This window comes from Planobispora longispora, from assembly GCF_016863135.1.
Lineage (GTDB): Bacteria > Actinomycetota > Actinomycetes > Streptosporangiales > Streptosporangiaceae > Planobispora > Planobispora longispora.
The window spans coordinates 1-22,326 of record NZ_BOOH01000080.1 but is presented as its reverse complement, the minus strand read 5'-3'; the positions used below and the strand labels follow the sequence as shown (position 1 = coordinate 22,326).

The following is a 22,326-nucleotide window of genomic DNA, read 5'->3' as shown; positions in this document are numbered from 1 at the left end:
GGTCGGCGGTGTCGTGGGTCTCGGCGACGGCGGCGACGGCGGTCTGGCTCTGGGAGGTGCGCAGGGCGTCGACCTGCTCGGCGATACGGTCGTCGATCGGCCTGATGGCGTTGTAGCCCTTCCAGAACCCGGGGAGGTCGTGCTTGTCGGCGGCGGGCATGACCTGCCCGTCCCGGATCTCCACGTACTCGGCCCAGTCGGCGTACAGACGATCCCAGGCCGCCTTGTCAGTCGTGACGGCGGAGAAGGTCTCGGCGTTCTTGGCGATGTCCGCGTCGGCCTCGCGGATCTCCTCGGCGTTCTTGGCCCGGTACTCGGGGTTGGACATGTAGTAGTTGAGCATGAGGTAGCGCACCCGCAGCATGTCGCTGTGGATCAGACCCAGGGTCTCGATCGGGCGCACACCGTGCTGGTAGATCTCCTCGGCCTTGTCGTCGGTCTGGCCGAGGCCGTCGACGCTCACACCGATCACCAGCAGGCCCGCGGCGGCCACCGCGGCGACGGCGGCGAAGATCTTGGCGGTCAGCGGCAGATCACGGCAGCGGTCGAGCGGTGACCGCCGGGCGGGTGCGGCGGGGACGGACGAATGCGGCGGGGCCGAGGGCGACGACATGATTTTCCTCAAGGACGGTGGTTCAGGAGATCTGGGTTACATCGTCCTTATCGGAAGACGTTCACCGTTCATGAGCAGTCGCGCCCGTCCAGGTGGGCGGGGCCGCCGCCCGCCCGGGGACGCGGCCCCGGACGCCGGGTCCCGGGCGGGCGGAGCGGCCGGGGGGGATCAGCCGACCGTGACGGAGGTGCGGGCCGCCGAGCCGCCGCCGCAGAAGACGTAGACGCTGTGCCGGCCGGCCCTGGCCTTGGCGGAGACGGTGATCGACGGGTACCAGGCCACGGTCGGGACGTCCGGGACGTTCTGGCGGGTGGCGAAGGCGGTCGAGACGACCTTGGCGACCCTGCTTCCGGAGCAGACGGCGGTCACGGCGACCTTCTGCCCGGGAGCGACGACGCCCGGCTTGACGCCGACGCCCACGCTGATCGCCGACAGGCCGCCGTCGGCGGGGTTCGGCGCGGGGCTGGAGGGCTTCACGGTGGGACTGGGCGCCGGGCTGGAGGGCTTCACGGTGGGACTGGGCGCCGGGCTGGAGGGCTTCGCGGTGGGGCTGGGCGCCGGGGCGCCGCCCGGCAGGACGAGCGAGACCTTCGCGCCGGTCGCCGACTCCGACAGCACCGTCAGCGTGACGCCCCGGTCCTTGATGCTCTTGCCCGCGGCCAGGGTGGTGCTCCCCTTGGCGGTGGTGGCGGGTGTGGCGTCGATCTGGATCGCCTTCTTGTAGTCGCCCTTGGGCACGAGGTAGACGATGACGCCCTCGGCGACGTCGACCTCCGGGCCGTGGCCCCGCTTGCGGTGCTCCACCACCAGCCGGTCCGTGCCGTCCTGGAGCGGGATGTCCAGGAAACGGCGTCCGGGACCGTAGAGCGGGGTCAGCGTGTAGGTGCCGGAGGCGGTGGGGACGATCCGCTCGGCGGCGGTGTGCCACTTCAGCTTGACGAGCGCGGGGGCGGACAGGCCGACGCCGGGCCCGCCACCGCCCATCACCGAGCTCTTGCCCCGGTACCCGGCCGAGGCGCAGTTCGACAGCGTGCCCTCGGTGCACGCCGAGGTCCCCTCGTGGCTGAGGCCGAGGTTGTGGCCGATCTCGTGGATGGTGCCGGCGGCGCTGTAGCCGTCGGGCATCCAGCTCGTCCCGCCGCCCACGGTGGCCAGGCCCGCCCAGCCGCAGCCGCCGGAGGGCATGATGATGGAGACGTGCTTGAACCGGGCCCGGTCGATGCCGCGGGCCTTCATCTGCTCGTCGACCTCGGTGCGCATCCGGCCGGTGTCGCAGCCGGCCTTCATGTCGAGCTTCCAGGGGCCGAACACCTCTCCGGAGAAGGCGACCCGGTCCTGCGAGGACTTGCGGAAGTAGGTGGCCACCGAGGTCCCGGAGCCGAAGAAGACCTCCTTCGCCTTGGCGGTGGCGGCGGCCTTGTCGGGGTGGCCCTTGTCCTGGAAGTCGATCAGGACCACGGCGGTGGTGCGGACCTCCGGCGCGGCCTGCGCCGCCTGAGCAGCCGAGGGCAGTACGGCCGGCGACAGCACGGCCAGGGCGGCGGCCATGGGCGGGATCCAGCCGGTGGGCATACGGCGCTTCATGGAGGTTCTTCTCCTTGGGGGGTGGCGCGAAGACGACACTGGCACCCTAGGAGTAAAAAAGGCGCAGGAAACTCTCTTATGCCACCGTTAAGGTGCGCTTAGTCGGCCGCAAAGGTCCGGCCCCACCTGGGAAGACGGCGCTCCCGCACGGAAAGACGGGACTCCGGCGCGGGACGGCGAGACCCCGCACGGGACGGCGAGATCCCGCCGCCCGGAGCGGACGGGATCAGATCGAGCGCCCGAGAGCCGCCCCCGCGAAGGCCGCCGCGAGACCGGCCGCCAGCGTGAGCGCCAGGTTGGCCGCCGCCGCCCGGCGCTCGCCCGACTCGGCCAGCCGCAGGACGTCGTAGGCGAGCGTGCTGTAGGTGCTGAGCGCCCCGCAGAACCCGGCGCCGCCCAGCGTGAGGAACCAGCCCGGCAACCACCCGGCCGCCGCCCCCGCCGCCAGCAGGCCCAGCAGGAACGAGGCGGCCACGTTCGCGAGCAGGATCCCCCAGGGGAAGGACGAGGAGATCCGGAGTCCGGCGAGGTGGCGCAGCGCGGCCCCGGCGGCCCCGCCCACCGCCACGAGCAGTGCGGTCATCTCCTCGTCACCGCGCCGGCCGTACGCCGCGGATCAGGGCCGTCCCGGCGAACACGGCCGCCAGCGCCAGGGCGGGGGTCGCGGCCAGATAGGCCAGCGCCGTGCCCGATCTTCCCAGGCGGACGAGGGACTCCACGTCGACGGCGAAGGCGGAGAAGGTGGTGAAGCCGCCGAGCACCCCGGTCGAGAGGAACGGCCCGGCCAGCCGGCGCGGCGCCGACGCCGTCAGCCACCCGGCGAGCGCGCCGATCAGCAGGCAGCCGAGCGTGTTGATCGCCAGGGTCGTCCAGGGGAACGAGCCCGGCGCGGCCGGGAACAGCGCGCCCAGCCCGTGCCTGGCCAGCGCGCCCAGCGCGCCGCCGCAGGCCACCGCGCCGAGCACGGCCGCGTCGATTCTCACCCCGACAGGGTAGTGCCGCCGTGCCGGCGGACCGGATTCAGCCGCGGCCGGACTTCTTCTCCGCGCGGGCGCCGTCCGGCTTGGTCCCCGCGGCGTCCGCCTTGGCGCTCGCGGCGTACTTGTCGACGTACTCCTGGCCGGAGAGCTCCATCAGCGCGTACATGATCTCGTCGGTGACGGCGCGCAGGACCAGGCGGTCCTCCTCCATGCCGTAGTAGCGGGAGAAGTCCAGCGGCTTGCCGAACTTCACGCCGGGGCGGATGCCCAGCTTGGGCAGCGGGCGGCCGGGGGGCATCATCTCGAAGGTGCTGATCATGGCCCAGGGGATGACCGGCGCCCGGGACTCCAGCGCCAGCCGGGCCACTCCGGTCTTGCCCTTGTAGAGACGGCCGTCGTGGGAGCGGGTGCCCTCGGGGTAGATGCCGAGCACGTGCCCCTCCCCCAGGATGCGCAGGCCGGTGCGGAGCGCCGCCTCGCTGGCCTTGCCCCCGGAGCGGTCGATCGGCACGGTGCCGACCCCGCTGAAGAAGGCCCGGCTGACCATTCCCTTCAGACCCCGGCCGGTGAAGTACTCGGCCTTGCCGAGGGAGATCACCTTGCGCGGCAGGAACAGCGCCCCGAAGAAGTGGTCGGCGAACGACAGGTGGTTGCCGGCCAGGATCACCGGCCCTTCCTTCGGCACGTTCTCCACGCCCTCCGCCCACGGGCGGAAGATCAGATGGAGGAAGGGCCAGAGGATGGCCTTCACCACCCAGTAGAACACTCGAGGCTCCTTCGGTTGTCAGGCAGCGACCTGGAGGTATCTTCCCATCTTCGGCCTCTGCCACCTACACCGCCGAACAACCCAAATCGCCCCTCTCGCAAAACAACCCCGAACCATGCGACGATCAGGCGAACTGACAAGGAGTTCAACCATGCCTGTCATGCCCGGTGCGGAGCCGTACCACCACGCGGGCGGCCCGGTCGGAGTCCTGCTCTGCCACGGGTTCACCGGTTCGCCGCAGTCGTTGCGCCCCTGGGCGGAGCACCTGGCCGAGGCGGGCCTGACCGTGGCGCTGCCCCGGCTGCCCGGCCACGGGACGACCTGGCAGGAGATGAACCGCACCCGCTGGGAAGACTGGTACGCCGCGCTCGACAAGGAGCTCGCGGACCTGCGGGGCCGGTGCTCCGACGTCTTCGTCATGGGCCTGTCGCTGGGCGGCTGCATGGCCCTGCGCCTGGCCGAGGTGCACGGAACGGAGATCAGGGGCGTCGTGGTCGTCAACCCCTCGATCGCCAACGACGTCCCCCTGCTCAAGCTGGCGCCGCTGCTGCAGCTCTTCGTCCCGTCGGTGCCGGGGGTGGCCGGGGACATCAAGAAGGAGGGGGCGACCGAGCTGGGCTACACGCGCACGCCGGTCAGGGCCGCGGCGAGCCTGCCCCGCCTGTGGGCGCTCACCCAGACCGAGCTGGACCGGCTGGTCCAGCCGGTGCTGGTCTTCCACAGCCCGCAGGACCATGTGGTGAAACCCACCAGTGTCCGTATTCTTCGTGAGAAGCTGACCGGGGGAAATCTGAATGTGGTGGAGCTCGCCGACAGCTACCATGTCGCGACGCTCGACAACGACGCCGATCGGATCTTCGCGGGGAGCCTGGAGTTCGTCCGCGCGAACGCCTCTGTACCCTTGCAGGGAGACTGATCGCGGACGGGGGCGCGCAGTCTTTTGGGAGGAAGTGGACGGCCGATGAATGACAGGCCAGCTAGGTGACACCTCAGAGCGATGAGGACGAGGTCTGGCGGCAGATCGTCGCGTCCTTCAACGACACCGCCGAGCGCGATCCGGCCGACCAGCCGTGGCCGGACAGCGAGAACCTCCCCGCCGAGTCTCCCCGCCGCGTGGTCAGGGAACCGGAGGAAGAGGCGCTCCCCCCGGTGGACGGCGAGCCCGCGGAGCTCGCGGAGCCCGCGGAGGGTGAGCGGGCGGACGCCGACGACGAGGGCCACTACGTACCGCCTCCGCCCCCTCCCCTCCCCAGAACCGACACGACCGCCAAGATCGGCTGGGCCGCCCTGTTCGGCGGCCCCGCCTTCCTCGTGGTGACCGTGCTGGCCGGATGGGACCCCGGGGGCTGGGTGCTGTTCGCCGCGGCCGCCGCCTTCATCGGCGGCTTCGTGGCGCTGGTGGTCCGGATGGGCGACGGACCGCCGAACGACTCCGGCTGGGACGACGGCGCCGTCGTCTGACGCGCCGCCGGGGCCGGGACCGCTCCGGCAGGCTCCACACGACCGGCCTCGCATGACCGGATCCGCAGCGGGCTTCCCGCGGCCCGGCCCGTCCGGCGGGCCCGCAGCGACCGGTCGCTACGACCGGGACCGCTCCGGGAGGCCGGCCCCGAAGCGCTCGATCACGTCGGTGTAGCGGCCGGCGTCGTCCACCACGTGGCCGACGCTCCACACCGTGCCCGTGCCGGGCAGGTAGGCCGCCGCCTGGAGCCTGATCGTCCGGGGGGCGGCGGGGACCGCCCCGTGCAGCGGCTTGAGCGCGCGGCCGTCGTAACGGAGCAGGAAGGCCTCGCCCGGCCGCTCCAAGTCGACGCCGGAGATCCAGAACCGGTTCTTGCGGTCGCCGGTCACGCCGTACAGGCGGACGTCACGGCCGCGCACGGGCACGCGGGACCACTTCTTGCCGTTCCAGGACAGGACCAGCGGGGTGTCCTCGTCGGGGCCCCCGTAGACGCCGCCGACGGCCAGCGCGCGCTTCGGCCCGTTGATGTAGACGTCGCGCAGGTAACCGCCGGTGATGGCGGGCGCCGGGAAGGGCTTCCACTGCCCCCCGGACAGCCTCATGATCAGCGGCTTCTCCCCGGTGTCGCCCACCGCCCAGCCGTCGCCCTTGGCCGGGACCGCCACGCCGTACAGCGCGCCGTCCCCGTCCACCTGGGTGAGCTTCCACTTGCCCCCCGCGCCGGTGACGACCAGGGGCTGCCCGTCGCGGCGGCCCACGGCGACCATCCTGCCCGGGGTGGCGGCCACCCCGCCCAGCCAGTCGCCCACGTGCAGGGTCTCGACGGGAACCCGCTCGAAGGCCGAGCCGTCGCCCCGCGCCACGTACGGCGTGCCGTCGTGGCCCTCGCCCACGGCCCACAGCTCGGTGGCCGAGGCCGCCGCGACCGAGCGCAGCAGCCCGGCGCCGGTGGAGTCGTTGCGGACGGCGACCTCGGACCACCCGCTCCCGTTCCAGTGGGCGATCGCGCCGCGGCTCTGCCAGACGTCCCACACGCTCTGCTGGCCCACCGCCCAGACGTTGGACGGCGAGACCGCGGCCACGTCCGACAGCGACCCGTCGCTGCTCAGCCCGGCGGTGGTCGGCGCCTGCCACGCCTCCGCCGTGGGCGGGCGGACGGGATCGGCGTGCGCGGCCGGCGGCTGAGAGGGCAGCAGGAGCACGCCTCCCGCGCAGAGCGCCAGCGCACGCCGCGGAAGGCGACGAGTCATGCCCCACATGGTAGAGCTCCCCGCCCTCCCCTCGTACGGGCTTCCCCCGATCATGGCGCGTCGTCCCCGCCGGGGACGGCGAGTTCCGCGACCACCGGCAGGTGGTCGGTCGCGGCGGCCAGGTCCTCGGGCGCGGCCTCGGCCGTCCCGCAGGAGACGACCCGGAGGCCCTCCGCCGCGAAGATCGCGTCGATGCGCAGGCTCGGGCCCCTGGCCGGGAAGGTGAAGCCGTTCCCCTGCGGCGCGAGCGGGTAGCAGTCGATCAGCCCTTCGCAGATGCCCTGCCAGGACGGCCCGCCGGGCCGCTCGTTGATGTCCCCCGCGAGCACGGGGAGCGCGCCGAACCGGTCGGCCGACTGTCTCAGCAGGGTCATCGCCTCGCCCGTGTGGTGCAGCCGCGCGGCCTCGTCGAGGTCGAGATGGATCGAGCCGACGGCCACCCGCACGCCCCCGGCCTCCACCACGGCGATCGCGATGGCCCGCCGCTCCAGGCGGAAGAAGGGCTTCAGCAGGTGCCCCTCGCCGTGCAGGAGGCGGACCCGGGGACCGGTCAGCACGGCCACGCCGCCCCTGCGGCGGCCCGCGGCCACGCGCAGCCCGCCGAGGGCGGCCAGCCTCCGGCGCTTGCGGCGCCAGCACAGGAATCTCGGCGCCTCCTGCACGCAGAGCACGTCGGCGCGGAGCGCGGCTGTCACGCGGCCCAGCGCGGCGATGTCGTCTCGCATGGCGCGCACGTTGTAACTGGCGACCCGAAGGAGCACGGTGACCTCACTCGGACGGTGCGTGAGGCGAGCCTAACCGGGTCAGCGCCTCCGGGCGAGGTCCGCGGCGCCGACCAGGCCGGCGGAGGCGCCCAGCTCGGCCAGGCGGATGTCGGCCAGCGGGCGGTGCCCGCGGCCGGTCAGGTTGGCGGCGAAGGACTCGCGGGCCCGGTCGATCCAGAGGTCGGCGGCGCGCGAGACGCCCCCGCCGAGGATGAAGCAGCCGGGATCGAGCACGGCGGCGAGGTCGCTCAGCCCCCGGCCGATCCACTCGGCCATCGAGGCGAAGGCGGCCAGCGAGGCCGGGTCGCCCTCACGGGCGGCGTCGGTCACCTCCGGGCCCTCGACGTCCCCGGGGGTGCCGCCGGCGATCTCCAGCAGGCGGGCGGCGCTCGCCGGGTCGGCCTCCGCGTTCAGGCGGGCCTCGGCGACCAGGGCGTTGCCGCTGGCGTACTGCTCCCAGCAGCCCAGGTTGCCGCACCCGCACGGGCGCCCGTCGGGGATCACCTGCATGTGCCCCAGCTCCGCGCCCATGCCCCAGCGGCCCCGGTAGAGGGAGCCGTCGAGCACGATGCCGCCGCCGATGCCGGTGCCGACGGTCACGCACACGACGTGGCTCTCGCCGCGCCCGGCGCCGAACCTCGCCTCGGCCCAGGCCATCGCGTTGGCGTCGTTCTCCACCACGACGGGCAGGCCGACGAGGTCGGAGACCTTCTTCTGCAGCGGCTCCTCCCGCCAGGCGAGGTTGGGGGCGAACCTCACGATCGACCGGGTCTCGTCGACGAACCCGGCCGCGCCGAGGCCGACGGCCTCGATCTCGTGCCCCTCGGCCAGCTCCTTGACCACCTGCGCGATGGTGTCGGCGACCAGCTCCGGGTTCTCCGCGGGGGTGGGGCGGAGGCGGTGTTCGACGATCCGGCCGTCCTGATCGACGACACCCGCCGCGACCTTGGTGCCTCCGATGTCAACGCCGATGGTCAGGCCCATCTTCCACCCTCTCCCCCGGGTTCGCCCCAGGTCTCTCCCGGGTCTCAGCCCAGGTCGATGTGCTCCACGGGGGTATCCTCTCGCGACGTGCCGCGCTCTCGCTCCCGCTGCCCCGGCGAGGGGCGGTTGAGCGCGTCGACGGCCGACTTGAGCGCGGCCAGCAGCTCGCTGCCGGCCTGCATCAGGTGGTCGGCCACCTGCCCGCCCGACTCGCGCTGCGCGGCCATGGCCCGGCAGACGGGGCACGCCCGGCAGATGTACTCCTCGTCCGTGGAGACGGCCTCCTCCCAGACGTCCCGGCCGCCGCTGCGGCCTCCGCCGGAGAAAGCGCTGCCGAAGCCGGTCATGGTGCCCCTGACCAGGTTTCTGCCCAGCTGCTTGGCCGCCTTGCGCTGAAGCGTGTCGAAAAGCTTGAACGCCTCCTCCGCCGCGCTGCCGATGGGGTCGCGGTCCTCACGGTCCTCGCGGGGCTGCCGCGGCCCGTCGTTCCTGCCGTTCTCGTTGTTCTCAGTCATCTGGCCCTCCCGTCTGGAACCGTACCCGGAGCAGGCCGTCCGAGAGCGCGGCCTCCCGCACACTCCTGCGGGCGAGGGCCGCGGGAAGGGCCAGGACCCGGCGGTAGGGGCCCACCGTGACGATCAGTTCGTCGCCCTTCCTCGCCAGGTCCACCTCGCCCTTCTCGGCGAGCGGGAGCGCCAGGATCAGCTCTCCCCCGGGGGTGACGCGCAGCGGCGGCTCCCCGGACGGCGGGGCGAAGGGATCGGCCTCGCCGTACATGGCCTCGGCGACGCGGGCGAGCGCGCCCAGGCCGACGGGCTCGGCGTCCAGGTAGGGGACGGTGTGCACGGGCAGCGGGGCGAAGGACTCCGCCACCTCGGCCAGGTGCCTGGCCTGGGCGGTCACCCACCGCTCCCGCCACGGGTCGGCGCCCTCGGCGGGGAAGACGCGGTTGGCGACGACCGCGTCGACGCGGTAGCCGTACAGGCTGAGGGAGGTGAGGGTGCGGCGGGCCTCGGCGAGCACGACCGCCTCGGGGGTGAGCACCAGACGGACGCTGGCGCCGGGGCCGGTGAGCAGCTCGCGGACCTCCATCAGGCCCCGGTGCAGGCGCTCGCCCGCGCCGACCACGTGGTCGTCGGGGACGCTGACCATCGCCACCCGGCGGACCAGCGGGGCCAGGGTGCGCAACAGCCGCCTGCCGACCGGGAGCAACCGGTTGACGTGCCAGTCGAGGGCCTCGGGCAGGGCGAGCAGCCGGAGCGTCTCGGCGGTGGGCGCGCAGTCGACGACGATCACGTCCCAGCGTCCGGAGCGGGCCTGCTCGCGCAGCTCCAGCAGCGCGATGACCTCCTCCGCGCCGGGCAGCACCGTGATCTCCTCGGCGGTGACCTCGTCCAGGCCCAGCTCGGCGAAGACCCCCCGGGCGTAGTCGCGCAGCTCGCCCCAGTGGCGCTCCAGCGACCGCTGGGTGTCGACCTGGTAGAGGTGCAGGCCGGGGGCGATCTCCGCGGGGCCGGGGGCCGGGGCGGGACCGCCGGAGTCGTTCACCCCGAGGGCGTCGGCCAGCGAGTGCGCGGTGTCGGTGGAGACCACCAGCGTCTTGAGCCCGGAGCGCGCGGCGCGCACGGCGGTGGCCGCCGCAGCGGTCGTCTTGCCGACCCCGCCCTTCCCGGTGAACAGCAGGATCCGGCTCATGACCCCTCCCCCCGCCGCCCGGACCGGGAGCCGTCGCGGCCGGTCACGCGGCCTCGACGCGCTTCTTCAGTCCCTTCAGGGCGGTGTCGATGATGACCTTCTCCGCCTTCCGCTTGATCATGCCGATCATCGGGACCTTGAGGTCGACGGCGAGCTCGTAGGTCACCTCGGTGCCGCCGCCCGCCCCGGCCAGGCGGTAGCTGCCGGTCAGGCCGGAGACCATCTTCCCGGCCTCGGCGATGGTCCAGTCGACGGAGTCGTCCCCGTTCCAGGCGTAGGCGAGGGTGTACTCGTCGCTGATCACGCCCGCGTCGAGGACGAACCTGACCTTCTCCGGGCGGCCGTCCGGTCCGGTGGACAGGACCTGCGCGGACTTCACCTGGCCCGCCCACTCCGGGTATGCGGCGAAGTCGGCGATCACCGTCATGACGGTCGACCGGTCGGCGCCGATCGTGATGCTGGAGGTGGTGCGATCAGCCATGGGCTTACCGTACTCGTTTCGGCTTTGCGCGCGTACGTCCGGCTCACCACTCGATCGCGAAGGGCACCCCCCGGCCCCGGAAGTGGCCCACGTTCAGGCACTCGGTCCTGCCCACGCGCGTGCGGCTCACCAGGGGCTGGTGCACGTGGCCGAAGAGGGCGTAGCGCGGCTGGGTCCGCCTGATCGCCTCCAGGGTCGCCTCGCTGCCGCGCTCGAAGCGGCGGGCGACCACGTCGTAGAGGAGCTCGGGGATCGCCGGGGGGATGTGGCAGCAGAGCACGTCCACCTCGCCGACCGCCTCGACCTTGCGGGCGAACTCCTCGTCGTCGATCTCGTTCGGCGTCCGGTACGGCGTGCGCAGGCCGCCGCCGACGAAGCCGAACCTCAGCCCCCCGATCTCGGCGGTCTCCCCGTCCAGGACGTGGTGACCCGGCCGGACGTACTCCGGCCAGTAGCGCGGCAGGTCCACGTTCCCGGGGGTGAGGTAGGCCGGGGTGGGCATCGCGGCGAAGATCTCGCCGTACTGGCGGCGGACGGAACGCTCGATGTGATCGCGCGGGTCGCCGTCCAGCGACGCCCAGAGCTCGGTGGACATGGCCCGGGCCTCGTCGAAGCGCTTGGCGGTGCGCAGGGCGATGAACTCCTCGGCCCGCTCCGTGCCGAAGAGCTCGGCGAAGATTCCCTGGGAGTGGTCGTCGTAGTCGATGAACAGGATCAGGTCGCCCAGGCAGACCAGCGCGTCGGCGCCCTCGCCCGCGCAGGCCAGGGCGTCGGCTCTTCCGTGCACATCGCTGACGACATGAACCCGCATGCCGGACATCCTAACCATTGGGGGAATCCGCCCCCAGACGGAGAGTGAGATGCGCCATAACGGGGGACGGGCAGGTCAAACGGTCCCACATGACGAGACTGGTACGGTGAAGCCGCCCTTCATAACGCCTGGGTGACGGATCTACCCATGCGTAACTTCTAGCGGTAGCTTCCTGGCAACCCTTAGTCCGTGCGTCCTCAGGAGTGATCCCGTGCGCGAGTACAGCGTCCCCGTTCTGGTGGATGTCCCCGCCTCCGCCAACCTGACCGACACGGTGTTCCAGCGCGCCGAGCAGGAGCCCGGCGCGATCGTGCTCCGCCGCAAGGTCGGCGACGACTGGACCGCCGTCACCGCGCGGGAGTTCCGCGACCAGGTGGCCGCGGTCGCCAAGGGGCTGATCGCGGCGGGCGTCGGGCCGGGCGACCGGGTCGCCCTGATGTCGCGCACCCGCTACGAGTGGACGGTCATCGACTACGCGATCTGGTCCGCGGGCGCGGTGAGCGTGCCGATCTACGAGACGTCCTCCGCCGACCAGGTCAAGTGGATCGTCTCCGACAGCGGCGCCAAGGCGATCTTCGTGGAGCTGGGGTCCCACGAGGAGACCGTCCGCGAGGTCCTCCCCGAGCTGGACGAGCTGAAGAACGTCTGGTGCGTCGAGGCCGGCGCCGTGGACGAGCTGGCCGCCTCCGGCGGCGAGGTCACCGACGAGACGCTGGAGGAGCGCAGGAGCGGGCCGGGCATCGCCGACCTCGCCACGATCATCTACACCTCCGGCACCACCGGCCGCCCCAAGGGCTGCCGCATCACCCACGACAACCTGCTGTTCACCGCCAAGAACGTGGCCAACGGCCCGCTGGAGCTGCTGTTCACCGTGCAGGGCCGCGCCGTGCTGCTGTTCCTGCCGCTGGCGCACGTGTTCGCCCGCATGATCCAGATCGTGCTGATCGAGACCGGCACCGTGCTGGCGCACACCCCGAACATGAAGAACGTCGCCCCGGACCTGCAGGCGTTCAAGCCGACGTTCCTGCTGGGCGTGCCCCGCGTGTTCGAGAAGGTCTACAACGGCGCCGAGCAGAAGGCCGTCGCGGGCGGGAAGGGCAAGATCTTCCACGCCGCCGCGGACACCGCCATCGCGTGGAGCCGCGCCGAGTCCTCGGGCGGGGTCGGACTCGGCCTCAAGCTCAAGCACGCGCTGTTCGACAAGCTGGTGTACGGCAAGCTGCGCGACGCCACCGGCGGCAACCTGTCGGCCGCGGTGTCCGGCGGCTCGGCCCTGGGCGACCGGCTCGGCCACTTCTTCCGGGGCGTGGGCATCGAGGTCTTCGAGGGCTGGGGCCTGACCGAGACCTCCGCGCCCTCCACGGTCAACCTGCCGGGCGCCAACAAGGTCGGCACCGTCGGCAAGCCGTTCCCGGGCGTCACCGTCGCCATCGCCGACGACGGCGAGATCCTGGTCAAGGGCCGCCACATCTTCAACGGCTACTGGAACAACGAGAAGGCCACCGCCGAGGCGATCGACCCCGACGGCTGGTTCCACACCGGCGACATCGGCGAGCTCGACTCCGACGGCTACCTGAAGATCACCGGCCGGAAGAAGGAGATCCTCGTCACCGCCGCGGGCAAGAACGTCGCCCCGGCCCCGCTGGAGGACGCCATCCGCGCCCACCCGCTGGTCAGCCAGGCGATGGTGGTCGGCGACGACAAGCCCTTCGTGGCGGCGATCGTCACCCTCGACGCCGAGGCGCTGGAGCAGTGGAAGGCGGCCAACGACCGGGGATCGGCCACCCTGGCCGAGCTCAGCGCCGACCCGGCGATCGTCGCCGAGGTGCAGAAGGCCGTGGACGACGCCAACACGTCCGTCTCCAAGGCCGAGCAGATCAAGAAGTTCGTGATCCTCGACATCGACATCACCGAGGAGAGCGGCCACCTCACCCCGACCCTCAAGGTCAAGCGCAACATCGTGATGCGCGACTTCGCCAAGCACGTCGACGAGCTGTACGGCTGACCGCCCCGTAAGGGGCGTCTTCCACGGCGGCGCCGTGCCGGCTCCGCCGTGTCCGGGGGCGGGTCAGGGAGTCTGGGCCGGTTCGAGGAGTTCGGTGAAGCGGGTGGCGACCCGGTCCCAGCTCCACTCCCGGGCGGCCCACGCGCGTCCGCGCTCGCCCATCGCGCGGGCGCGGGCGGGATCGCCGAGGAGGTCGAGCAGGGCGTCGGCCACCGCGTCCGGCGCGGCGCCGTCCACCACCAGGCCGGTCTCGCCGGGCAGCACCGCGTCGGGCGCCCCGCCCGACGCGCCCGCCAGGACGGGCAGCCCGCTGGCCGACGCCTCCAGGTAGACGATGCCGAGTCCCTCGACGTCGATGCCGCCCAGGCGGGTACGGCACGGCATGGCGAACACGTCCCCCAGGGCGAAGTAGCGGGGCAGGTCCGCCCCGTCCACCGGGCCGGTCAGGATCACCGACGAGCGCAGGCCGAGGGAGGCGACCAGCCGTTCCAGCCTCCGCCGGTACGGCCCGCCGCCCACGAGCAGCAGCCGCGCGTCCGGCACGGCGCGCAGGACCCGGGGCCAGGCGCGGATCAGCGTGTCCTGCCCCTTGCGCGGCACCAGCCGGGAGACGCAGACGACGACCGGCCCGCCGCCGAGTCCCTCGGAGGCCGCGGGGGGACCGCCCGCCTCCGGGGAGAACACCTCGGTGTCCACGCCGGGCGTGAGCCGTACCAGCTTCTCCTCGGGGATCACCGTGGCGAGCAGCCGCCGGGTGTACTCCCCCAGGTAGGTGACCACGTCCGCGTGCCCGCCGATCCTGGCCAGCAGCCGCCGGGCGATCGGGACGCGGGCCCAGGACGCCTCGTGGCCGTGGGTGAGCATGACGACGCGCCGCGCCCCGGCCGCGCGCAGCCGTGGCGTGATCAGCCCGAGCGGGGCCGCCGCGCCGAACACCACCGTCTCGCAGCCGAGCTCCGCGACCAGGGCGGCGGCCCTGCGGGCGACCGCGCGGCCGGGGAGCATCAGCGAGGTGGGGTGGCGCACGACGGGGTACGGCTGCCGCGCGTCGAACTCCTCGCACCCGGGCCATCTGGGCGCGTAGACGGTCACGGAGCCGGGGGGCAGGCAGGCGGCGAGCCCGTGCACGAATGACTGGATGCCCCCCTGCCGGGGCGGGAAGTCGTTGGTGACGATGAGTGTGTGCTTCACGGCTCCGGCAGGCCGTTCAGCACGGCCCAGGAGCGCGCCAGGGCGATGCGCTCTGGTATCGGGGGGTGAGAGGCATAAAGAACATATTCAACGACATCTGGCGATAAATCAGAAATGTTGGCGATTGCCAATCGTTTCTGCATGGCGATGAATGTCGCCGGGTCCCGGGTCAGGTCCAGCGCGTGCACGTCGGCGCGGGCCTCGACGTTCCTGCTCACGACGTTCTGCGCCGGGCCCGAGAGCACCGTGGCCAGGCTCAGCAGCCCCATGACCAGGCCCGCCGCCCGGGGGTCGGCGAGCGAGGGCACGCCGCTGCGGCGCCGTACGAACCGGGAGGAGGAGACCAGGTACAGCAGGCAGGCCCCGCACGCCGCGCCCAGGCCGCCGATCAGCGTGCCGTACAGCACGTCGCCGCTCTCGGCGTGGCCCAGCTCGTGCGCCACGACCAGCTTCACCTCTCCGGCCGGGGCCTTCAGCAGCGTGTCGTAGACCACGATCCTGCGCGTGGCGCCGAAGCCGGAGACGTAGGCGTTGAGCGCGGTCGTCCGCCGGGAGGCGTCGGCCACGAGGACGTCCCCGACCGGCACGCCGTCGCGGGCCGCCATGGCGAGCAGGTCGTCGCGGAGCTGCCCGGCGGCCATCGGCCGGAAGTCGTTGAAGACCGGTTCGATCAGCACCGGGTAGACGAAGGAGGCGGTCACGGTGAGCGCGAACGCGCCGAACGCGGCAGGGATCCACCAGCGCCGGACCCGCCGGGCGAGCGCCGCCACGGCGAGCACCATGATCGACGTCAGCCCGGTCCTGATGCCGACGCCCTTGAGCCGGTCGGCCGTCCAGTCCGGCCACCCCTGCACGGACAGGCCGAAGTCGCGCAGGTGGGTCTCCTGCCACATGCCGAGCGGCCAGCGCAGGGCCTCCACCACCACCGTGACGGCGAGCACCCCCAGCAGCACCCGCCACCACCACGGGCCCCGCAGCCTGCCCAGCAGCCGCGCGCCGAACGGGGTGGCCGCCAGCACCCCGGCCGCCGTCAGCGTCAGCCCGAGCGACAGATAGGCCGGGGGGCCGACCGCGGCGTCGAACGCCGCGGAGCGGGCGACCTGGTCGGCGGCGAAGTCGCGCGCCGGGTCCGGGACGGCCTGCGGGGCGCCCCCGGGCAGGGCCCGCCAGGGCGTGGTGAACGCCACGATCGCCAGCGTGGCCGCGCCGAGGGCGGCCAGCGCCCACCCCGCCGCGCGCGCACCGGGGGCGGCCTGCGCCGTGCCGCTGTCCGCCGTCATCGCCGGCCCCGCGTCATCGTGGCTCCCCGGAGACGGGCGTGCGGACCGTGAGGGGTGTCAACCGAGCTCCTTCCGGAGATAGTCGCGCCAGCCGGCGGTGAAGTCGGCCGCGGTCAGGCCGAGGACCGTCCCGACATCGCTACCGTAGAGCCTCACGAGAGTCCTCTCGCCGTAGCGCCCGGCGATGTAGCGGCAGGCGAGCCACGCCTCCTCGTAGGCCTGCGCCAGCCGTACGGCGCCGGGAGCGAAATCGGCGGGCCCGGGCAGACGGGCGGGCAGGACCCCGGCCCGCACCTCCGCGGCCAGCTCGGCGGCGACTGTACGCACGGCGAGACCGGAGGCCGCGTAGCCCACGTAGTCGGCGAACCCCTCCGACAGCCACATCGGCACCCGGCCGCCGCGCGTCGCGCCGGTGGCCACGTGGGTGAGCTCGTGAGTGATGACGACGTCCCTGCCGATCTCGCTGAGGCGCGCGTAGCCGCCGGGAAGGATGATCACCCGGTCGGCGGTGGCCATCGCGGCCAGCCCGCCGGTGGCCCCGGCGCCCGCGAGCGCCTCGGCCTCGGCGTCGGTCTCGGGGAAGAGGATCACGGGGCGGACCGGCCCCCAGATCGCGGCGACCCGGCGGCGGGCGCGCTCGGCCCGGACGGCGAGATCGTCCAGCAGGTCCGCCGGGACGCGGTGACCGACGACGACGTAGTGCTCGCCGCGGAGCACGGCGCCGTCGGGCCACAGGTCCTCCGGGAGCGGCGCGGCTCCGGCGGTGAGACCGGCGCCCGCCAGTGCCAGCATTCCGGCGAGTACGGCGCGGCGCCCCTGCGGGACGGACATAAGGGTCGATGGTACGCGACCGGCTCCGTGAAGCCCTCCGGGAACCGGCTCCGTGAAGCCCTCCGGGAAAAGGCCCCGTCCGCCTCCCCCCGGAGGGAGAGGCGGACGGGGCCGTCTCATCGCGTGTCAGCCGCCGGGACGGACCGCTCCGACGAAGGAGGACCGGTAGTACCCCTTCATCGTCACAATCCGGACGGTCTTGCCGCTGCTCGGCGAGTGAACCATCTTGCCTCCGCCGACATAGATGCCGACGTGCCCCAAGCCCCTGAAGAAGACCAGGTCACCGGGGCGCAGGCTGCGCCACGAGACCTTCTTCCTGACGGCTCGGTACTGGCTGTAGGTGATCCGCGGGAGTTTCACGCCCGCCGCGCGCCATGAGTACTGGACGAGGCCGGAGCAGTCGAACGCGCCGGGACCGCTGGCTCCCCAGCGGTACGGGGCGCCGACTTTCCTCTTGGCCGTCGAGACGGCCCTGGCGGCTCTCTCCTTCTGCCGCGCAGCCCTGGTCATCTTGGCGCTCACCTTGGCGTTCACCGTGGCACTCGCCGCGGCTCCCGCGATGGCCCTGACCGGTACGGCGGTCGTGCTGTCCGTCGTCGCCCGCGCCTGGGTGGCTCCCAGCGTGACCGCTCCGGCTGAGGCGGTCAAAGTGAGTACGAGCCCGCCGATGGAGAGGCGGAAAAGGCCTGACGAACATGAATTTCGCAGGGTGGTAGACAGGATTTCTCCTTGGGACTTCCACTGACGCCTACCGGGTTAGCTGACGGATTCGGGCAGGGAAGGATGCCCTACGGCATGACGATGCCGATTCACCCCTGGTCGCATATATGCGCCTGATGGGTCCCCGGTTCCATGCCTCCTGGCTGCATGGATTCGGCAGGCCACCGCGCGCCGGTCGTTTTTCGGACCGCGCTCCGGATGGCCGGATGGATTTCTATGCGGGACATCGGCACTGAGGGGGCCGATATTCGATGCGGCGGCATGGCTTGCTCGTCGCGACGCCAGAAGGTACTCGGATCGGCAAACTTCGGCAAAGGCCGCCCCAGGGGAAGTGGGTCGTCCCGCCTTGATCACAAATCCATAACCCCTGCCCGAACGGCAGTTTCATTGTCCCGATATGACTCTCGTCACATTCCCCGGACCCCAACCTTGAAAACGTCACTCCTGTCACACGAGTCACACCAGTATTGATCTTGAACGCCGCCGGAGCGCCGGCCGATCATCGTTCGGGGAACGGACGATCACTATTTCTGGCTATGACCGACCACCGTTCCGGAGGGTGGAAGACCACCTTTTTGGACTATTGGCGGCTCCCCATCAGAGCGATAAGAACCGTCATTTCGTGCTATAAGCGGTCACGACTCCGGACCGGGCCGCCGGATGGCGGCATCCGGAGACCGCCCGTCATGCGAATTCGGTATGGATCACGAGCAACCGAGCCGGCGCGGCCCGCGGGCGCCCATGCCGGAGACGGGCCGCCGGCGCCCGGGGCGAGGCGGAAACGTCTCAGAGACGGAGACGGGTCGGAGACGGAGGGAGAACGCCCGGGTCAGGGGCGGACGGGTCAGGGGCGGACGGGTCAGGGGCGGACGGCCCCGACGAGACGGCGACCGTAGGAGGACAGGCTGACGACCTTGACCACGTCCCCGGTCTGCGGGGCGTGGACGATCTGGCCGTTGCCGGCGTACAGGCTCACGTGACCCAGGCCCTCGCTGAAGATCAGGTCTCCGGGCTGGAGCTCGTCCAGGGAGACCCGGCGGCTGGCGCCCCAGCTCCACTGCTCCCAGGTCGTCCGGGGAAGGCTGACGCCGCCGGCCCGCCAGGAGGCCTGGGTGAGGCCGGAGCAGTCCCAGCCGCCCGGTCCCGTGCCGCCGTACTGGTACGGCTTGCCGACCTGCGCGAAGGCGAACTCCAGGGCCGCGCGGGCGTTGCCGGAGGCCGGCCCGGTGTACTGGATGCCGGAGCTGTTGGGGTCGCCCACTCGGAAGGCCCCGAGCTCCCGCAGGAGCTTGGTCTGGGCCCGGACCATCCGGTCGGCCTTGGCCTTCTCCTTGGCCAGCTCGTCACGCGTCCGGTCGGCCTCGGTCAGGGCGGCCTTGGCCTTGTCCCGGCTCGCCCGCAGGTCCTTGGTGGCCTGGTCGAAGGCGGTGACGGACTCGGAACGCGAGGCGGAGAGCTGATCGGCCGCGGCCAGGCCCCGCAGCAGGGTGGTCGGGTCCGCCTGGGCGACCATGCCCTGCCAGCCGGCCACGCCGCCCATCTGGTAGGTGGTGACGGCCATCGTGACGAGGTCCTCGCGCAGCCCGGTCACCTTCTCGCTCTGCCGCGTCAGCTCGCCGTTGAGCTTCTGGTACTTCTTCTTGGCCCGCTTCCACTTCTCGCCGGCCTGGTTGTACCTCTCAACGATCTTGTCGGCCTCTTCGTTGAGCTTCGCCAGCTTCTTCTTGGCCTGGGCGATGGTGGGCTTGGGCTCGGCGAAGGCGTCCCCGACCGGGATGGCCGGCAGCAGGAGCGCCGCAAGGGCGAGCCCCGCCGCCAGGGGAACCCGCCCGGAACGCTTCGGCATACCTGCCACGGCCACGACAACGTCCTCCCCGCGTAAAGACCTGGGGCGAAATAGTACAGAACAGGTAAGGGGGGACTCACCTTTTCGCCGGTTTTGCTCCCGTCCTGAACCCGGTTCAGGCTTCGCGGACCCCTCCCCCGGGCTTCCGGGGCCTCACCCGGGGCTTCCGGAGCCTCTCGCCCAGGCTTCGCGGGACTCGCTCAAGCGTCCCGGGACTCTCCCCCAGGCGTCCCGGCGCCCCGCTCAGGCGTCCCGGGACTCTCCCCCAGGCTGTCCGGTGGCCCGCTCAGGCGCGGCCGAGCCGTTTCAGCAACAGCGCCGCGGGGACCGGGCGGGCGCCCATCCGGCGGACCGACTCGGCCACCTCCCGGTCGGAGGAGACCACCGCGAGCGCGCGCCCGACGGGCTCGGCGCGGACCAGCTGCCGGATCAGGTCGTCGGCGATCTGCCCCGGGGCGCTGAACAGCACCCGGACGCCCCTGGGGGCCGAGACCGGCACCGGGCCGTTCAGCTCCGCGCCGTCGAAGACGACGGTCAGCTCGGTGCGGGTCTGCGCGTACAGCGCGCCGAGACCGGTGAGCAGGCGGTTGCGCTGGTCGGCGAGGGTGAGGTTGCCGTAGCCGGTCTTGGTCACGTTGTAGCCGTCCACGATCAGGTGGATCTGCGGCAGCGTGAGCAGCTGGTCCAGCAGAGCGGGGTCGTCGTCGGCGAGCGCCCGCGCGGGAACCGCCTGGGCCCCCGGCCGGCCGGGGGCGACCGAGACCACGGAGTCGGCGGGGCGGCTGATGCCCGAGGGCAGGGCCAGCTCCCTGCGGAGCCCGGCCGCGGCGTCCTGGAGCGCGTCGAGCAGCACGCGGACCTTGGTGTCTTCCACGCTGCGGCCCTCGCGCGCGGCCCGGCGGGCGGCCTCCAGCTGCCGCTCGGAGTCGGCCAGGCGCTCGCGCAGCCGGCGCAGCTCGCTCTCCCCCGCGCTCCCCGCCGACGCCGCGGCGGCCCTGGCCTCCTGCGCGGCCTCCTCCAGCTCGGCGGCCCGCGCGTCGGCGGCCTTGGCCCGCTCGCGGGCGTCGTGCAGCTTGCGGCGCAGGTCGGAGATCTCCGTGCGGGCGGCCTTGAGCTGCTCGCGCAGCCGGTCCGACTCCTCCTTCGCCGCGGCCTTCTGCGCCGCCAGCTGCTCGCGGAGCCGGGTCAGCGTCTGCTCCTGCGCCGAGCCCTCGGCGGCGGCGGCCGACCGCTCGATGTCGGCGCGGGCCGCCTCCACCATGTCCTCCCAGCCGGGCGGCCGGGTCAGATAGGCCGCGGCGGCGACCAGGACGGGCTCGGCCGCCGGCGGCACGGAGCCCTCCTCCAGGCTGGCGACCAGCTCGGGCCAGCCCCCGGCCAGCGCCTCGGCGACGGCCTCGCGGAACTCCTTGTCGGTCTCCAGCTGCGCGGCGATCGGCGTGCCGCCCAGCCTGGCCCGCTTGCGCGGTTCGAACTTGGCGATGGTGCGCAGCGGCGGCGGCACCGCGGCGGCGGGCATCGCACCGAGGATCTGGGACACCAGCTCCACGACATGTGTGCGGACCTGCTCCGGCAGCGGACGAGACAGGCCCTCTCCGGCTGAACTCATCACGGCCCCTACTCGGATTGGTCTATCTGTCAAGGGTACGGCCATCCCGCCCGGCCGCCGACCGAATAGAAGATCGAACAGCGGGGGGCCCGCGGGTGAACGCGATGTGGACAAGCGCTTGGTCATAGGTATACGACTGTTTCGGCGCCGTGGATCGGGCGCCGTGAGGCAGGCCGTACAGGAGACCGCGATGGACGAACAGCGTGAGCCGGGCCGCGGGCCGGGCGGCAGGCCGGGCCAAGCAGACGATCATGAGCCCGCCGGCTCCCCGGGGAACGGGGCGGCCCCCGACGCGGACATGCGAACCTCCACCCGCGACCTCGGCGAGCTCCACGAGCGGATACGTTCGTGGCTCGGCGGGCGTCTGGGGTGCCCGGTCACGGTCTCCGCGCTCTCCCACCCGTCGGGCAACGGCATGTCCAGCGAGACCCTGATCTTCGACGCCTCGTGGGAGGGCTCCGAGGGCAGGCGGGAGGTCGGGTGCGTCGCCCGGATGGCCCCGGCCGGCGAGGCGGTGCCGGTCTTCCCCGACTACGACCTCGGCCGCCAGTTCGAGATCATGCGGCTGGCCAGGGAGCGCGCCGGGACGCCCGCGCCGCGCGCCCTGTGGTTCGAGCCCGACCCCGCGCCGCTGGGCACGTCCTTCTTCGTGATGGAGCGCCTGGCCGGGGACGTGCCGCCGGACGTGCTGCCGTACACCTTCGAGGGCTGGCTGCTGGACGCCTCCCCCGCCGACCGCGAACGGCTCCAGCGGGAGAGCGTGGCCATCCTCGCCGGACTGCACGGGGCCCCGTTCACCCCCGCGGACCTGCGCCCCTTCCAGCTCGACCGGCCGGGCGAGTCCGCGCTCCGGCGGCACGTCAACGACCAGCGGGCCTACTACGAGTGGGCGCACGCGTCGATGCGGATCCCGGTGCTGGAGCGGGCGTTCGACTGGCTGGAGGAGCACTGGCCGACCGATCCCGGCCCCGACGTGCTGAGCTGGGGGGACGCGCGCATCGGGAACATCATGTACCGCGACTTCACTCCCGTGGCGGTGCTGGACTGGGAGATGGCCGCCGTCGGCCCCCGGGAGCTGGACATCTCCTGGATGATCTTCCTGCACCGGTTCTTCCAGGACGTCACCGAGGTCATGGGACTCCCGGGGCTGCCGGACTTCATGCGGAGCGAGGACGTCTGCCGTGCATATCAGGAAATGACGGGCTACCAGCCGCGCGACATGCAGTTCTACGAGATGTACGCCGCGCTCCGGCACGGCATCATCATGGCCCGCGTCTGGCACCGGCGGATCCACTTCGGCGAGCAGCCCATGCCCGAGAACCCCGACGACCTGGTCATGCACCGCGCCACCATCGAGCGGATGCTCGACGGCGGCTACTGGACATGACCGGGCCTCAGGCGGCGTACTGCCAGGGAGCGATCCGGAGCAGGTCGTCGATCTCGCGGGCCGGGGC

The 22,326-nt window shown here is 72.5% G+C and carries 22 protein-coding genes and 1 riboswitch; of the genes, 4 read left to right on the top strand and 18 right to left on the bottom strand.

Annotated elements, in window-relative coordinates; all coding sequences use genetic code 11:
* The 5 genes from Plo01_RS39420 to Plo01_RS39400 form a co-directional block, all read right to left on the bottom strand.
* The coding region (locus tag Plo01_RS39420; RefSeq protein ID WP_203895920.1) for an MCP four helix bundle domain-containing protein at positions 1 to 613 on the bottom strand (613 nt) is incomplete at its 3' end.
* A gap of 168 nt (positions 614 to 781) precedes the next feature.
* Complete coding sequence (locus Plo01_RS39415) at positions 782 to 2,197, bottom strand: hypothetical protein (protein WP_203895919.1); 1,416 nt, start codon at positions 2,195 to 2,197, stop codon at positions 782 to 784.
* 226 nt (positions 2,198 to 2,423) lie between these two features.
* Positions 2,424 to 2,780, bottom strand: a complete 357-nt coding sequence (locus Plo01_RS39410; protein ID WP_203895918.1) for a FluC/FEX family fluoride channel — start codon at positions 2,778 to 2,780, stop codon at positions 2,424 to 2,426.
* A gap of 7 nt (positions 2,781 to 2,787) precedes the next feature.
* The gene (locus Plo01_RS39405; RefSeq protein WP_203895917.1) at positions 2,788 to 3,180 is read right to left on the bottom strand and encodes a FluC/FEX family fluoride channel; all 393 of its coding nucleotides are present in this window, start codon (positions 3,178 to 3,180) and stop codon (positions 2,788 to 2,790) included.
* A 37-nt stretch (positions 3,181 to 3,217) separates the two neighbouring features.
* The gene (locus Plo01_RS39400; RefSeq protein ID WP_203895916.1) at positions 3,218 to 3,943 is read right to left on the bottom strand and encodes a lysophospholipid acyltransferase family protein; all 726 of its coding nucleotides are present in this window, start codon (positions 3,941 to 3,943) and stop codon (positions 3,218 to 3,220) included.
* A 151-nt stretch (positions 3,944 to 4,094) separates the two neighbouring features.
* Here Plo01_RS39400 and Plo01_RS39395 point away from each other — a divergent pair, with 151 nt between their 5' ends.
* Both Plo01_RS39395 and Plo01_RS39390 read left to right on the top strand, forming a co-directional pair.
* The gene (locus tag Plo01_RS39395; RefSeq protein ID WP_203895915.1) at positions 4,095 to 4,859 is read left to right on the top strand and encodes an alpha/beta hydrolase; all 765 of its coding nucleotides are present in this window, start codon (positions 4,095 to 4,097) and stop codon (positions 4,857 to 4,859) included.
* 65 nt (positions 4,860 to 4,924) lie between these two features.
* The gene (locus Plo01_RS39390; protein ID WP_203895914.1) at positions 4,925 to 5,404 is read left to right on the top strand and encodes a hypothetical protein; all 480 of its coding nucleotides are present in this window, start codon (positions 4,925 to 4,927) and stop codon (positions 5,402 to 5,404) included.
* Positions 5,405 to 5,521: 117 nt separating this feature from the next.
* Here the strand turns inward: Plo01_RS39390 and Plo01_RS39385 are convergent, their stop codons facing one another.
* The 7 genes from Plo01_RS39385 to Plo01_RS39355 all read right to left on the bottom strand — a co-directional run bounded on the left by Plo01_RS39385 (position 5,522) and on the right by Plo01_RS39355 (position 11,390).
* Positions 5,522 to 6,655: a hypothetical protein gene (locus tag Plo01_RS39385; RefSeq protein WP_203895913.1), complete on the bottom strand. Its 1,134-nt coding sequence runs from the start codon at positions 6,653 to 6,655 to the stop codon at positions 5,522 to 5,524.
* Between the two features lie 50 nt (positions 6,656 to 6,705).
* The gene (locus Plo01_RS39380; protein ID WP_239317938.1) at positions 6,706 to 7,380 is read right to left on the bottom strand and encodes an endonuclease/exonuclease/phosphatase family protein; all 675 of its coding nucleotides are present in this window, start codon (positions 7,378 to 7,380) and stop codon (positions 6,706 to 6,708) included.
* 78 nt (positions 7,381 to 7,458) lie between these two features.
* The gene (locus tag Plo01_RS39375; protein WP_203895911.1) at positions 7,459 to 8,403 is read right to left on the bottom strand and encodes an ROK family glucokinase; all 945 of its coding nucleotides are present in this window, start codon (positions 8,401 to 8,403) and stop codon (positions 7,459 to 7,461) included.
* A gap of 44 nt (positions 8,404 to 8,447) precedes the next feature.
* A complete protein-coding gene (locus tag Plo01_RS39370) occupies positions 8,448 to 8,918 on the bottom strand; it encodes a hypothetical protein (RefSeq protein ID WP_203895910.1) in 471 nt (156 codons plus the stop codon).
* Positions 8,911 to 10,098, bottom strand: coding sequence for an ArsA family ATPase (locus Plo01_RS39365; protein WP_203895909.1), 1,188 nt, complete (start codon positions 10,096 to 10,098; stop codon positions 8,911 to 8,913). Before Plo01_RS39365 ends, Plo01_RS39370 begins: the two co-directional genes overlap by 8 nt.
* Positions 10,099 to 10,141: 43 nt before the next feature.
* Entirely contained in the window at positions 10,142 to 10,579 is a 438-nt protein-coding gene (locus Plo01_RS39360; protein ID WP_203895908.1) for an SRPBCC family protein, read from the bottom strand.
* A 43-nt stretch (positions 10,580 to 10,622) separates the two neighbouring features.
* Complete coding sequence (locus Plo01_RS39355; protein WP_203895907.1) at positions 10,623 to 11,390, bottom strand: metallophosphoesterase family protein; 768 nt, start codon at positions 11,388 to 11,390, stop codon at positions 10,623 to 10,625.
* 211 nt (positions 11,391 to 11,601) lie between these two features.
* Here Plo01_RS39355 and Plo01_RS39350 point away from each other — a divergent pair, with 211 nt between their 5' ends.
* Positions 11,602 to 13,395: an AMP-dependent synthetase/ligase gene (locus Plo01_RS39350; protein ID WP_203895906.1), complete on the top strand. Its 1,794-nt coding sequence runs from the start codon at positions 11,602 to 11,604 to the stop codon at positions 13,393 to 13,395.
* Positions 13,396 to 13,458: 63 nt separating this feature from the next.
* Here the strand turns inward: Plo01_RS39350 and Plo01_RS39345 are convergent, their stop codons facing one another.
* From Plo01_RS39345 to Plo01_RS39320, 6 genes are all read right to left on the bottom strand, one after another.
* A complete protein-coding gene (locus tag Plo01_RS39345; RefSeq protein WP_203895905.1) occupies positions 13,459 to 14,586 on the bottom strand; it encodes a glycosyltransferase family 4 protein in 1,128 nt (375 codons plus the stop codon).
* Positions 14,583 to 15,866 (bottom strand): M48 family metallopeptidase, encoded by a 1,284-nt coding sequence (locus tag Plo01_RS39340; RefSeq protein ID WP_203895904.1) that lies wholly within the window; start codon positions 15,864 to 15,866, stop codon positions 14,583 to 14,585. The genes Plo01_RS39345 and Plo01_RS39340 overlap by 4 nt, the downstream gene beginning before the upstream one ends.
* A 57-nt stretch (positions 15,867 to 15,923) precedes the next feature.
* Positions 15,924 to 16,697 carry a gluzincin family metallopeptidase gene (locus tag Plo01_RS39335; protein WP_203895903.1) on the bottom strand — a complete coding sequence of 258 codons (774 nt, stop codon included), beginning with the start codon at positions 16,695 to 16,697 and terminating at the stop codon, positions 15,924 to 15,926.
* 126 nt (positions 16,698 to 16,823) lie between these two features.
* Complete coding sequence (locus Plo01_RS39330; RefSeq protein ID WP_239317936.1) at positions 16,824 to 17,345, bottom strand: C40 family peptidase; 522 nt, start codon at positions 17,343 to 17,345, stop codon at positions 16,824 to 16,826.
* Positions 17,346 to 17,427: 82 nt separating this feature from the next.
* A riboswitch (cyclic di-AMP (ydaO/yuaA leader) is annotated at positions 17,428 to 17,586 on the bottom strand.
* A 690-nt stretch (positions 17,587 to 18,276) separates the two neighbouring features.
* The gene (locus tag Plo01_RS39325; protein WP_239317934.1) at positions 18,277 to 19,263 is read right to left on the bottom strand and encodes a C40 family peptidase; all 987 of its coding nucleotides are present in this window, start codon (positions 19,261 to 19,263) and stop codon (positions 18,277 to 18,279) included.
* A 286-nt stretch (positions 19,264 to 19,549) separates the two neighbouring features.
* Positions 19,550 to 20,872, bottom strand: coding sequence for an NYN domain-containing protein (locus Plo01_RS39320; protein WP_203895901.1), 1,323 nt, complete (start codon positions 20,870 to 20,872; stop codon positions 19,550 to 19,552).
* A 190-nt stretch (positions 20,873 to 21,062) separates the two neighbouring features.
* On the opposite strand from Plo01_RS39320, the gene Plo01_RS39315 reads away from it, so the two are divergent.
* A complete protein-coding gene (locus Plo01_RS39315) occupies positions 21,063 to 22,259 on the top strand; it encodes a phosphotransferase family protein (RefSeq protein ID WP_239317932.1) in 1,197 nt (398 codons plus the stop codon).
* Positions 22,260 to 22,326 lie beyond the last annotated feature (67 nt).

Bases quoted from the DNA above. Each gene is read 5' to 3' on its own strand.
- Plo01_RS39415 (WP_203895919.1), bottom strand. From the start codon at position 2,197: ATGAAGCGCCGTATGCCCACCGGCTGGATCCCGCCCATGGCCGCCGCC.
- Plo01_RS39410 (WP_203895918.1), bottom strand. From the start codon at position 2,780: ATGACCGCACTGCTCGTGGCGGTGGGCGGGGCCGCCGGGGCCGCGCTG.
- Plo01_RS39395 (WP_203895915.1), top strand. From the start codon at position 4,095: ATGCCTGTCATGCCCGGTGCGGAGCCGTACCACCACGCGGGCGGCCCG.
- Plo01_RS39385 (WP_203895913.1), bottom strand. From the start codon at position 6,655: ATGACTCGTCGCCTTCCGCGGCGTGCGCTGGCGCTCTGCGCGGGAGGC.
- Plo01_RS39380 (WP_239317938.1), bottom strand. From the start codon at position 7,380: ATGCGAGACGACATCGCCGCGCTGGGCCGCGTGACAGCCGCGCTCCGC.
- Plo01_RS39375 (WP_203895911.1), bottom strand. From the start codon at position 8,403: ATGGGCCTGACCATCGGCGTTGACATCGGAGGCACCAAGGTCGCGGCG.
- Plo01_RS39370 (WP_203895910.1), bottom strand. From the start codon at position 8,918: ATGACTGAGAACAACGAGAACGGCAGGAACGACGGGCCGCGGCAGCCC.
- Plo01_RS39365 (WP_203895909.1), bottom strand. From the start codon at position 10,098: ATGAGCCGGATCCTGCTGTTCACCGGGAAGGGCGGGGTCGGCAAGACG.
- Plo01_RS39360 (WP_203895908.1), bottom strand. From the start codon at position 10,579: ATGGCTGATCGCACCACCTCCAGCATCACGATCGGCGCCGACCGGTCG.
- Plo01_RS39355 (WP_203895907.1), bottom strand. From the start codon at position 11,390: ATGCGGGTTCATGTCGTCAGCGATGTGCACGGAAGAGCCGACGCCCTG.
- Plo01_RS39340 (WP_203895904.1), bottom strand. From the start codon at position 15,866: ATGACGGCGGACAGCGGCACGGCGCAGGCCGCCCCCGGTGCGCGCGCG.
- Plo01_RS39335 (WP_203895903.1), bottom strand. From the start codon at position 16,697: ATGTCCGTCCCGCAGGGGCGCCGCGCCGTACTCGCCGGAATGCTGGCA.
- Plo01_RS39325 (WP_239317934.1), bottom strand. From the start codon at position 19,263: ATGCCGAAGCGTTCCGGGCGGGTTCCCCTGGCGGCGGGGCTCGCCCTT.
- Plo01_RS39320 (WP_203895901.1), bottom strand. From the start codon at position 20,872: ATGAGTTCAGCCGGAGAGGGCCTGTCTCGTCCGCTGCCGGAGCAGGTC.
- Plo01_RS39315 (WP_239317932.1), top strand. From the start codon at position 21,063: ATGGACGAACAGCGTGAGCCGGGCCGCGGGCCGGGCGGCAGGCCGGGC.